This is a genomic window from Streptomyces sp. NP-1717, from assembly GCF_022695985.1.
In the GTDB taxonomy this organism is placed as follows: Bacteria; Actinomycetota; Actinomycetes; order Streptomycetales; family Streptomycetaceae; genus Streptomyces.
In genome coordinates this window covers 1-10,259 of sequence record NZ_JAAPBF010000249.1, presented here as the reverse complement: position 1 = coordinate 10,259, position 10,259 = coordinate 1, and the positions used below count along the sequence as shown (strand labels likewise).

12 protein-coding genes, 1 tRNA gene and 1 pseudogene are annotated in these 10,259 nt (G+C 69.8%); 5 read left to right on the top strand and 9 right to left on the bottom strand.

What is annotated here, in order from left to right; translation table 11 throughout:
- The 4 genes and pseudogenes from GXP76_RS30895 to GXP76_RS30880 all read right to left on the bottom strand — a co-directional run.
- Positions 1-359, bottom strand: a pseudogene (locus GXP76_RS30895) (class E sortase); the annotation flags it as partial.
- The gene (locus GXP76_RS30890) at positions 356-997 is read right to left on the bottom strand and encodes an aminodeoxychorismate/anthranilate synthase component II (protein WP_242574923.1); all 642 of its coding nucleotides are present in this window, start codon (positions 995-997) and stop codon (positions 356-358) included. The gene GXP76_RS30890 and the pseudogene GXP76_RS30895, both read right to left, overlap by 4 nt.
- Complete coding sequence (locus GXP76_RS30885) at positions 994-1,167, bottom strand: hypothetical protein (RefSeq protein WP_242574922.1); 174 nt, start codon at positions 1,165-1,167, stop codon at positions 994-996. The genes GXP76_RS30890 and GXP76_RS30885 overlap by 4 nt, the downstream gene beginning before the upstream one ends.
- A gap of 195 nt (positions 1,168-1,362) precedes the next feature.
- On the bottom strand, positions 1,363-2,130 hold the full coding sequence (locus GXP76_RS30880; RefSeq protein WP_242574921.1) for a DUF881 domain-containing protein: 768 nt from the start codon (positions 2,128-2,130) through the stop codon (positions 1,363-1,365).
- Between the two features lie 142 nt (positions 2,131-2,272).
- Here GXP76_RS30880 and crgA point away from each other — a divergent pair, with 142 nt between their 5' ends.
- Entirely contained in the window at positions 2,273-2,530 is a 258-nt protein-coding gene (gene crgA / locus GXP76_RS30875; protein WP_147873271.1) for a cell division protein CrgA, read from the top strand.
- Between the two features lie 280 nt (positions 2,531-2,810).
- Here the strand turns inward: crgA and GXP76_RS30870 are convergent, their stop codons facing one another.
- Together GXP76_RS30870 and GXP76_RS30865 are read right to left on the bottom strand one after the other, a co-directional pair.
- A complete protein-coding gene (locus tag GXP76_RS30870) occupies positions 2,811-3,704 on the bottom strand; it encodes a rhomboid family intramembrane serine protease (RefSeq protein WP_242574920.1) in 894 nt (297 codons plus the stop codon).
- Positions 3,705-3,841: 137 nt separating this feature from the next.
- Positions 3,842-4,369: a peptidylprolyl isomerase gene (locus tag GXP76_RS30865; protein WP_242574919.1), complete on the bottom strand. Its 528-nt coding sequence runs from the start codon at positions 4,367-4,369 to the stop codon at positions 3,842-3,844.
- A gap of 405 nt (positions 4,370-4,774) precedes the next feature.
- Between GXP76_RS30865 and GXP76_RS30860 the strand changes: the two genes are divergently transcribed.
- Positions 4,775-5,458: a DUF5324 family protein gene (locus tag GXP76_RS30860; RefSeq protein ID WP_242574924.1), complete on the top strand. Its 684-nt coding sequence runs from the start codon at positions 4,775-4,777 to the stop codon at positions 5,456-5,458.
- A 261-nt stretch (positions 5,459-5,719) separates the two neighbouring features.
- Here GXP76_RS30860 and GXP76_RS30855 read toward each other — a convergent pair whose 3' ends face one another.
- Both GXP76_RS30855 and GXP76_RS30850 read right to left on the bottom strand, forming a co-directional pair.
- Complete coding sequence (locus GXP76_RS30855; protein WP_242574918.1) at positions 5,720-6,118, bottom strand: DUF6344 domain-containing protein; 399 nt, start codon at positions 6,116-6,118, stop codon at positions 5,720-5,722.
- A 155-nt stretch (positions 6,119-6,273) separates the two neighbouring features.
- The gene (locus GXP76_RS30850; RefSeq protein ID WP_242574917.1) at positions 6,274-7,173 is read right to left on the bottom strand and encodes an NAD(P)-dependent oxidoreductase; all 900 of its coding nucleotides are present in this window, start codon (positions 7,171-7,173) and stop codon (positions 6,274-6,276) included.
- A 90-nt stretch (positions 7,174-7,263) separates the two neighbouring features.
- On the opposite strand from GXP76_RS30850, the gene GXP76_RS30845 reads away from it, so the two are divergent.
- On the top strand, positions 7,264-7,890 hold the full coding sequence (locus GXP76_RS30845) for a TetR/AcrR family transcriptional regulator (RefSeq protein ID WP_242574916.1): 627 nt from the start codon (positions 7,264-7,266) through the stop codon (positions 7,888-7,890).
- A gap of 292 nt (positions 7,891-8,182) precedes the next feature.
- Here the strand turns inward: GXP76_RS30845 and GXP76_RS30840 are convergent.
- Positions 8,183-8,255: transfer RNA gene (locus GXP76_RS30840), tRNA-Ala, on the bottom strand.
- Positions 8,256-8,435: 180 nt separating this feature from the next.
- On the opposite strand from GXP76_RS30840, the gene GXP76_RS30835 reads away from it, so the two are divergent.
- Both GXP76_RS30835 and GXP76_RS30830 read left to right on the top strand, forming a co-directional pair.
- On the top strand, positions 8,436-8,984 hold the full coding sequence (locus GXP76_RS30835; protein WP_078076203.1) for a DNA-binding protein: 549 nt from the start codon (positions 8,436-8,438) through the stop codon (positions 8,982-8,984).
- A gap of 88 nt (positions 8,985-9,072) precedes the next feature.
- Positions 9,073-10,259, top strand: a 1,187-nt coding sequence (locus tag GXP76_RS30830; RefSeq protein ID WP_242574915.1) for a serine/threonine-protein kinase, incomplete at its 3' end; no start/stop codon positions are given.

Here is a 10,259-nt window from a genome sequence, read left to right as displayed (position 1 = left end):
GTGTGCGTGTGCGGGGCCATCGGCACCGACTCCGGGGGGACCTGGGAGGCCCAGTCCTGCCCGTACTCGGCGGGTGCCCGGTCCGCGTACGGATACGGCCCGTAGCCGGACCACTCCCGCTCCGCCGGCGGCGGCCCCGATATCCCGTCCCCCGCGGCCCAGGGACCGGGCGTCGGAGAAGGCGACGAGGGAGCGGGAGGCGCGGGGGGCGGCGGGGCGCCCTGTCCGGGGAGCGGATCGTTCAGCGGATCCGCCAGTCCGTCCACCGCCGCCTCGAACGCGCCCTGTTCCTCGTACGGTTCCCGCTGCTCGTACGAGGCGCCGTATCCCGCGTCGTGCTCGGGGCGGAGTGCGGTCACGCGACCGCCTTGCCCACCACCGGCGCCAGGCCCGCCGACCGGCCCACGGCGCCCGGATCACCGCACTGCGCCAGCCAGTTGGCCAGCATCAGGTGACCGTGTTCGGTCAGGACGGACTCGGGGTGGAACTGCACGCCCTCGACGGGCAGTTCACGGTGGCGTACGCCCATGATGATGCCGTCGGCCGTGCGCGCGGTGACCTCCAGCTCGTCGGGCAGTCCGACGGGCTCCGCGGCGAGCGAGTGGTAGCGCGTCGCGGTGAAGGGCGAGGGCAGTCCGGCGAACACGCCCTTGCCCTCGTGGGTGACCAACGAGGTCTTGCCGTGCAGCAGTTCGGGGGCGCGGCCCACCACACCGCCGTACGCGACCGCCATCGACTGCATGCCGAGGCACACCCCGAAGACGGGGACACCGGTCGAGGCGCAGTGGCGCACCATGTCGACGCAGACACCGGCCTGTTCGGGCGTGCCGGGACCGGGGGAGAGCATCACGCCGTCGAAGCCGTCCTGGGCGTGCGCCGTCGAGACCTCGTCGTTGCGCAGCACCTCGCACTCCGCGCCGAGTTGGTACAGGTACTGGACGATGTTGAAGACGAAGCTGTCGTAGTTGTCCACCACGAGGACGCGGGCACCGCTCATGAGGTGCCTCCCGCGCCGGTCACCGTCGCGTCCCCGAACGGGAGGATCGGCTCCGCCCACGGGAAGACGTACTGGAACAGCACGAAGACGACCGCCAGCGCCAGCACGAGCGCGATGGCCGCCCGCACCCACACGTTGCCCGGCAGATGCCGCCAGATCCAGCCGTACATGCTGTCCCTTTCCGTTCCGTACCCGATCCGCACCCGCGCCGCCGGACCGGCGTGCGCGACACCGAACCAGACTAAGGGGCCACGGGGTCAGGTGGGCGGCGCAACGGTCAGGTGGGCCGTGGCCCTCTTCTTTCTCCGTGAGGAGGGCGGCCCGTGTCCCGGGGACGGTGGCCGGACCGAACGGTTCCGGGCGAGCTACCCCACCGGCTTCGCGTAGTGCAGGTCCACGGTGCCCGTGTAGCCGGGGAGCGTGGTCTCGCCGTGCTCGTCGACCTTCCACCCGAGACCGTAGGCCTGCACGTACAGCTGGTAGTTCTGGATCGCGGGCGAATCCGCGAGCGCCTTCCGGAGCCTGTCCTGGTCCCCCACGGCCGTGATCTTGTACGGCGGTGAGTAGACCCTCCCCTGGAGGATCAGGGTGTTGCCGACGCAGCGCACCGCGCTGGTGGAGATCAGCCGCTGGTCCATGACGCGGATGCCGCTCGCGCCGCCCTGCCACAGCGCGTTGACGACGGCCTGGAGGTCCTGCTGGTGGATGACCAGGTCATTGGGCTGCGGCTCCGGGTAGCCCGGATTGGCCGTGGCGTCCGGCGGGGCGTCGTCGAGGGTGACGGTGAGGGCCCGGCCCGAGACCTTCTTGGTACCCGCCGCGTTCTCCAGGCGGCGCAGTTCGGCGTCCTCCGCCTTCGTGGAGCCGGAGTCGCGGCCGGCGAGGGTGTCGACGTTCTCGCGCACGGCCCCGGTGGACTCCTCCAGCGCGGCGTTCTTGTCGCTGCGCTCCTGGATCAGGTCCGAGAGCTTGAGCAGGGAGTCGTCCGTACGGAGGTTGGTGCCCTTCGCCGTGTTGAAGCTGGTGACGAAGATGAGGCCGGCGAGGGCGAAGACCCCGGCCGTGAGCAGCCGGACCGGCCGCCAGATCGGTCGGCGGACCGGCCCTTCGGGGGAGTCGGCAGAATTGCTCAACGTACCCTTATCTCCTTAGGCGCCACGGAAGCACTACGCTAACGGACGCCCGGGGGAGCCGGCGTTCCCCCTGCTCCTCACCCCCGGCACACCGTTTCAGTTACCTGCGCGGTCACGCAGCGCATCGACAGGAGAGTCCCTCGTGCCGAAGTCACGTATCCGCAAGAAGGCCGATTTCACGCCGCCCCCCGCGGCGAAGCAGTCGACCACGATAAGGCTGTCCAACCGGAGCTGGGTGGCGCCGGTCATGCTCGCCCTGTTCCTCATCGGGCTGGCCTGGATCGTCGTCTTCTATGTGACCGAGGGCTCGCTGCCGATCGACGCCTTCGGCAACTGGAACATCGTGGTCGGCTTCGGCTTCATCGCCGCCGGCTTCGGCGTCTCCACCCAGTGGAAGTAGCGGCGGTCGGCGTCAAGCTCTGCCCAGAGACTTATCCACAGTGCTGTCCACAGCCGGGGGAAAAGGTCTGACCATCTGTGGATAACTCCACGACAGGTTGACACCGGTGTGACTGGAACACCCGCTTCGGCCGATGAGATGAAGCGTCTCGCCCCTTGTCTCTGCTGGGAAAACCCAGATCAGCGACAAGGGGCACTGATGTTCCCCACAGAATGCACAAGATCCGACACACGCTGTGGACAACTGTGCGCTTCGAGGGACTTCGAAGGACTCGGCGGCCTCAGGTGAGCTGGCCGGTCCTGATCACGATGATCGCCACCGCCGCCAGCAGCACCACCGCGCAGGTGCCCCACTGGACCAGCGCCCGGCGCTCCCGTGGCGCGTGCACGAGGCCCACGGCGATCGCCGTACCCGCGACCAGACCGCCCACATGCGCCTCCCAGGCGATCCCGGACCAGGTGAACGTGAAGAGCAGGTTCAGCGCCAGCAGCGCGAAGACCGGCCTCATGTCGTAGTTCATCCGGCGCATCAGCACGGCCGTGGCGCCCAGGAGACCGAAGATGGCACCCGACGCACCGAGCGACGGCTGGTTCGGCGCGGCGATCAGATAGGTCAGGGCGCTGCCCGCCAGCCCGGAGATCAGATACAGCGCGAGAAAGCGCGTCCGCCCGAGCGCCGCCTCCAGCGGACCGCCGAGCCACCACAGCCCCAGCATGTTGAACGCGATGTGCCACACGGCCTGGTGCAGGAACATCGACGTGAACAGGCGGTACCACTGCCCGTCGGCGACGCCGACGACCTCGCCGATGTCCGTGTTGAAGGCGTGCCCGATGAGATCCAGCTCACCGACGACGCGCTGTTCACTGGCGAGGACCGCGACGAAGACCGCGAGGTTCAGCCCGAGCAGGATCTTCGTGATCAGTCGGGGATCGGCGGCGACGGTGCCGCCGGCGATCGTGCGCGGGCGGGTGGCGGTCGGGGACATGCCCGAGCCGTTCGCCTCCCGTACGCAGTTGGGGCACTGGAATCCGACGGAGGCGCTGATCATGCAGTCCGTGCAGATGGGCCGCTCGCAGCGGGTGCAGCGGATGCCGGTCTCACGGTCGGGGTGCCGGTAACAGTGGGGTGTCGCGTCGGCTGCGGGCCGGTCCGGGCCCCCGGGCTGCTGGTCCATCGGTCCCCTCGGTGCTCGTTGCGGCGGGAGGAGCACCGCGCACCGCCCTCCCCGTCCGGTATGTAACCACTACGGACGGGCAGGGCGGGATGGTTCCCCGAACGGGAATCCGAGACGTCGTGACGCGTCCGGTGAACTCAGCGGGACTCGACGACGACCGACTCGATCCTGACTTCCTCCACCGGGCGGTCGGTGCGCGGGTTGGTCTGGGTGGACCCGATGGAGTCCACGACCTTCTTGCTCGCCTCGTCGGTGACCTCACCGAAGATGGTGTGCTTGCGGGTCAGCCACGCGGTGGGCGCCAGGGTGACGAAGAACTGCGAGCCGTTGGTGCCCGGTCCCGCGTTCGCCATGGCCAGGAGGTACGGCTTGTCGAAGGCGAGGTCCGGGTGGAACTCGTCCTCGAACTCGTAGCCCGGACCGCCCGTGCCGTTACCCAGCGGGTCTCCGCCCTGGATCATGAAACCGCTGATGACCCGGTGGAAGACCGTGCCGTCGTAAAGACGGTCGCTGGACTTCTTGCCGGTCGCCGGGTTGGTCCACTCGCGCTCGCCCTTGGCGAGCTCCACAAAGTTCTTGACCGTCTTCGGCGCGTGGTTCGGCAGGAGCCGGATCTCGATATCGCCGTGGTTGGTCTTCAGGGTGGCGTAAAGCTGCTCGGCCACGATCTGCCTTCCGTGAGTCTGCTCTGACTCTGTCGATCCTCGCACGGACACCGGGTCCGCCGTCGCCCCGTACCCCTCAAGGACTCATCGCGTCCGTTGACGGGGAATCAGCGGCCGTCGCCGGGGCACAAGCGGGGCAGACAAGGGCAGGGCGGAGAAAGGCGAGGGAGTCATGGCCTTGACGGGGCGCGACACGGCGAACCGTGGCATTGTCGTCGAGAAGCTCCTCTTGCACCGCAATGCCCAGGCATCGCCTCAAGTCGTCTTCGTTGACCCGGATGCCCGTACCGCATGCCGGTCCGGCGTGCGGCAGGCATGATTTCGATCTGGGTGGACAGGCGGATCTTTGTCCAGTTAACGGGGGAAACCCCCAAGCCCCTGACCGCCACCGAGGAGGAGGATCCTGTGACCCGCATGGACAGCGTGCGCGCCGCTACCGATTCGGCGAGGGAGAGCGTGCTGCACGCCGCGGAAGCGGTGGCGCCCTACGCCGACACGGCCAAGGAACAGGCCGCGTTGTACGCCGAAGAGGCCCGCGTCCGGCTCGCACCGAAGGTGTCGAAAGCCGCGAAGCAGGCTCGTGTTCAGTACGGCGCCCACGTGGCGCCGCATGTGCCCCCAAAGGTCGACGAGGCCGCACAGCGTGCCGCGGCACGGACGCGTAAGGCCGCGCGTCAGGCCGCCTGCTACACGGTGCCGCGCGTCGAGCACGCGGTATCCGTCGCACAGCCGGTCGCCGGCGAGGCAGCGGCACGTTCCGCTGCCGCCATCGCCGCGCTGCGCGGTCAGATCACGGTGAAGGAGGTCCAGAAGCTTGTGAGGAAGCATGAGCGACGGGCCAAGGCCGGACGGCTCGCCAAGGGCCTGGTGGTCCTCGGTGTACTGACCGGTGGCGCTTTCGCCGCGTGGAAGTGGTGGGACAAGCAGGCGAACCCGGACTGGCTGGTGGAACCGCCCGCTCCTACCGAGGTCTCCGAGCACAACGCGTCGCTGTCGTCCGTCGACGGCAGCCAGGGTGCGCTCGACCCTGAGGTGCAGGCCAAGCAGGCCGAGGAAGAGCAGGCGAGGGATCGCGACGACCGCCCGTGACGGGTGACCGGTGATCCGTAGGACTGGTGGTGGTCTCGCCGTACGACGACGGTCGCGGCCGGCGCGGGTGACGCGGCGGCCGGGCTGGTGCGGTACGGCGGGTACTGCGGGTACTGCGGGTGACGCCGGTCAGGTCCGGTGCGGTCGGGTCCGCAGCGGGTGAGGCGGTGTCACGGGCGTCTTGCGTGGTGCGGGCGCCGTGTGCGAGGCGGGCACCGTACGTGGTGCGGGCGCCGGGAGACCTGAGGGAATCCCGGTTCCTCACGCCGCCGCCGCGAGCGCCGCGTCGGCGGCGGCCTCGTTGTCACGCGCCACAGCGGCGTCCGTACGGGTGTCGACGGGCAGGCGCCGGACCGAAGGTGACGAACCGTGAGCCTCCGCGCGGATACGCTGCTCGATGGTCGGCGGCCGTGACGTGTCCGCCGGCCGCGCGCTCTCCGGCAGTGCCCGTTCCCGCCGCACGGCGGGCGCCGCCTCGCCTCCGCCCCGCGCCTCGGTGGTGGTGACCGGCGACCGGTCACCCTTCGCGGGCTGCTCGGCGGGCTGCTGGACGGCGGCGTCCGCCGCCGCGGCGGGGGCGGTCAGCCCCAGGGTGGCGAGCACCGCGAAGAACGCGGTGAGGAAGACGGTCCACAGATTCTTGACCTTGAAGGCGGCCATGGCCCCTCGCTTTCAGGTTGCGCTCGGGTTGAGCGATCTACATACCTTCCTCATGATGTGTACGCATCTTGGGAATCGAGGGACCAACGCCGCCACTGCGCAGTTCTTCTGATGAACACCACCCGTACGGTGCAACGGGTGCCGTTAATCGTTTGTCATGCCGCCTCAGGCAGCCGTCCGGCTCCCCTCATCACCGCGAAGAGGCTGGTGAAGCTGTTGTCGGCGTGCCCGGCCTCCGCGCCTCGCCGGAACAGCTCCAGGACCGCCTCCGGCAGCGCGGTGTCGACCCCGGCCGCCCGGGTGGTGTGCAGAACGTGCTCGACGCTGGCCACGCCCATGGCGAGCCTGTCCACGTCACCGGGGAACTCACCGGCGTCGATCCTGGGCGAGTAGAACTCGAAGAACCGCGACATCCCGCCCGTGCTCTGCGACGCGTACGGCAGGAACTCGGCGGCTGAGATGCCGTTGGCCTCAGCGATCGCGAGGGCGTGGACCCAGCTGAGCATCGTCGTCCAGAACAGATCCATCCCGATCTGGTAGTACAGCGCCGCCAGCCCCGGGTCCGCACCCCGGTAGTCCGTGCCGGTCAGCACCTCCAGCATCGGCGCCAGCTCCTCGAACAGGTCCCGGGGGCCGCTGTAGAAGGTGAAGACCTCCGGCGTGCCGATCCCGGAGGGCGGCGTGTTCACCCCGCCGGTCAGATGCCGGGCGCCATGGCCGGCGAACCAGTCCGCCGCCGCCCGCGCCCGCTCGGGGGTGTCCGAGGTCAGATTGACGATCACCCGTCCCGGCAGGCTCGCCGCGGCCGGTTCGAGAATCGCGTACATCGCGTCGTAGTCGGTCAGGCTGAGAACGACCGGCCCGCCGGCGGCAAGGGCCTCGCCGACCGAGGCCGCGAGAGTCGCGCCCCTGGTCACCAGCTCGTCCGCCTTGGCCGCGCTGCGGTTCCACAACGTCACCGCGTAGCCCTTGTCGAGGTACGCGCCCGCCATCGCCCGCCCCATGGGGCCGAGACCGATCACCGTCACCGCGGGCGCACCCGTGTCCGTACTCATCGCGTACTCCACTCTCTAGAACGAACGCTCTATCCAGCGGAAAACGTAGCACGCCTCTAGAGCGAGCGTTCTATTCAGTAGACTTCCGGTGTGAAGACGGCGGAGCAGGACCACACCGCGAACGCGGAGCGCCCGGTCGGTACGCGCGAGAGAATCGTGCGGGCCGCCTCACTGCTGATGCAGCGCCAGGGCTACGACGGCACGGGGATCAAACAGATCTCCACCGAGGCCGGAGCCACGCTCGGCTCCGTCTACCACTTCTTCCCCGGCGGCAAGCAGCAGTTGGCCGTCGCGGCGATCGGGCACGGGGACCGCGAGTTCGCCGACGAACTGCGCCTCACCCTCGACGGCGCGACCGACCCCGGCCAGGCGGTGATCGACTGCGCGCACCGCCTCGCGGAGGGGCTGCGCGAGTCCGACTGGGTCGAGGGCTGCCCGGTCACCTCCACCGCCCTGGGTACGGCGGGCCGCGCGCCCGACATCCAGGAGGCCGCGGCTGCCGCGTTCGCGAACTGGCGCGACCTGGTGTATGCCCGACTTCGCCGCGCCGGCGTCGCCGAGGACGACGCCCACGATCTGGCCCATACGGTGATCAGCACCCTGGAGGGCGCCGAACTGGCCGCGCAGGTGTCCCGCAGCGAGCGCCCGCTGCTGACCGCCGGCCGTCATCTCGCCCAGCTCATCGGCCTCTACACGCCGACGGCGAAGGATTCCTGAGACCACATCAGGCCATTGGTGGGACGGCCCGCCGATCCCGGCGACCGGCCCCCGCGCCGCATTCGGCCGGAACCGCCGTGCTCGCCGGGTTCGTCCTGGTAGTTCCGCACGTCAGTCTCCGGCGCGCATGGGCGGGACCGTCGGCCCCGAAGACGGCGCATCCCCTGCGCGCACCTGATCCGGCGGGAGCCCCGCGACGGAGCGCCGCTCTCACGGATCGGCACGGGCCGAGGCCCTGCGAAAAAGTGCCCTCCGACCAGCGTTTCCGCTGGTCGGAGGGCACTTCTGGGTGTGGAGCCTAGGGGAGTCGAACCCCTGACATCTGCCATGCAAAGACAGCGCTCTACCAACTGAGCTAAGGCCCCGGAAGGGGTGTACGACGGCGCCGAGTGGTGTCTCGGTGACCGCCGGGGACCAGAGTACCGGGTGTCCACCGTGATCTCGCAAAAGGATTGGGACTCCCGGTGCGCGACCCCGCTCCGTAGGATGCCCCAGAGGTTCGCAGCAGCGAAGCTGCCGCCTGGGGAAGCGATGGGGAGACGCGAATGGACGCCGCACAGCAGGAATCGACAGCAAGAGCCAGGGAACTTCAGCGCAGCTGGTACGGAGAGCCGCTGGGAGCACTCTTCCGACGACTGATCGATGACCTGGGGCTGAATCAGGCCAGGCTCGCCGCCGTGCTCGGGCTGTCGGCCCCGATGCTCTCCCAGTTGATGAGCGGCCAGCGCGCCAAGATCGGTAATCCCGCCGTGGTCCAGCGTGTTCAGGCACTCCAGGATCTGGCGGGGCAGGTCGCCGACGGCAGCGTCAGCGCCGCCGAGGCCACCGCCAGGATGGACGAGGTCAAGAAATCCCAGGGCGGCTCCGTCCTCACCGGCACCAGCCAGACGACGAACAGCACGGGCGCGCCGACCGTGCGGCGGGTCGTCCGTGAGATCCAGTCACTGCTGCGGTCGGTCGCCGCCGCCGGTGACATCATCGACGCGGCGGACTCCCTCGCACCGAGCCACCCCGAGCTGGCAGAGTTCCTCCGGGTGTACGGAGCCGGGCGCACCGCCGAGGCGGTCGCGCACTACGAGGCGCACCAGAACTAGGCCGGAGCCGGGCGCGGCAGGCACGACACGGACCGCGGCCGAGGACGACGGTCCGCCGGACAGGACGACTGGGAGCGAGCGCGGCGCAATGGGTGAGGTCTTCGCTGGTCGGTACGAGTTGGTCGACCCGATCGGACGTGGCGGTGTGGGCGCCGTCTGGCGTGCCTGGGACCACCGGCGCCGCCGGTACGTGGCGGCCAAGGTGCTCCAGCAGAGCGACGCGCACACCCTGCTGCGTTTCGTACGCGAGCAGGCCCTGCGGATCGATCACCCCCATGTGCTCGCACCGGCCAGCTGGGCCGCCGACGACGACAAGGTCCTGTTCACCATGGATCTGGTGAGCGGCGGATCACTGGCCCATGTGATCGGCGACTACGGCCCGCTGCCGCCGCGCTTCGTCTGCACCCTGCTCGATCAGCTGCTGTCCGGTCTCGCCGCGGTGCACGCCGAAGGCGTCGTACACCGCGACATCAAACCCGCCAACATACTGCTGGACGCCACGGGGACCGGCCGGCCCCATCTGAAGCTGTCGGACTTCGGTATCTCCATGCGCAAGGGCGAGCCGCGTCTGACGGAGACCAACTACGTGGTGGGCACGCCCGGTTATTTCGCACCGGAGCAGATGATGGGCGCGGAGCCGGACTTCCCCGCCGACCTCTTCGCCGTCGGCCTGGTCGCGCTCTATCTGCTGCAGGGACAGAAACCGGACTCCAAGGCCCTGGTGGAGTACTTCACCGCGCACGGCACCCCCGGAGCGCCTCAGGGGATCCCCGAGCCGCTGTGGCAGGTCCTCGCCGGACTGCTCCAGCCTGATCCTGACGCCCGCTTCCGTTCGGCGACGGGAGCGCGCAAGGCGCTCACGACGGCCGCCGAGCTGCTGCCCGAGGAGACGGAGGACGACGAGCCCGTCGAAGTCTTCGACCAACTCGGGCCGCTGCCGCATCCGTTCGGCCCCGAAGGGCCTGTCGCGTCCCGGGAATCGGGCCGGCACGCCCGTCAGACGCCGCCGTACGCGCACCAGCACACCGGCGAGGTCACGGGCGGAGTCACGGGAGCGGTCACTGGCGCAGCCGCCGCAGGAGCGGCGGGCGCGCGGACGGACACTCCGACAGGCGGCCCGGAAGGCGGCCCGACGGGTGAGGTGACCGGCGAACAGCCGCGGTCCGCGCCGCAGCCCTCCATGTCGGAGACCGGCAGCTTCCATCTCCCGCCACCGCCCCAGCCGGACCAGCGACACCCATCGCGGCAACAGCCACCGCAGCAGCCAGAGCCCTA

Coding starts and splice junctions, on each gene's coding strand:
- GXP76_RS30890 (WP_242574923.1), bottom strand. CDS start 997: ATGAGCGGTGCCCGCGTCCTCGTGGTGGACAACTACGACAGCTTCGTC.
- GXP76_RS30885 (WP_242574922.1), bottom strand. CDS start 1,167: ATGTACGGCTGGATCTGGCGGCATCTGCCGGGCAACGTGTGGGTGCGG.
- GXP76_RS30870 (WP_242574920.1), bottom strand. CDS start 3,704: ATGGACCAGCAGCCCGGGGGCCCGGACCGGCCCGCAGCCGACGCGACA.
- GXP76_RS30855 (WP_242574918.1), bottom strand. CDS start 6,118: ATGGCCGCCTTCAAGGTCAAGAATCTGTGGACCGTCTTCCTCACCGCG.
- GXP76_RS30850 (WP_242574917.1), bottom strand. CDS start 7,173: ATGAGTACGGACACGGGTGCGCCCGCGGTGACGGTGATCGGTCTCGGC.
- GXP76_RS30835 (WP_078076203.1), top strand. CDS start 8,436: ATGGACGCCGCACAGCAGGAATCGACAGCAAGAGCCAGGGAACTTCAG.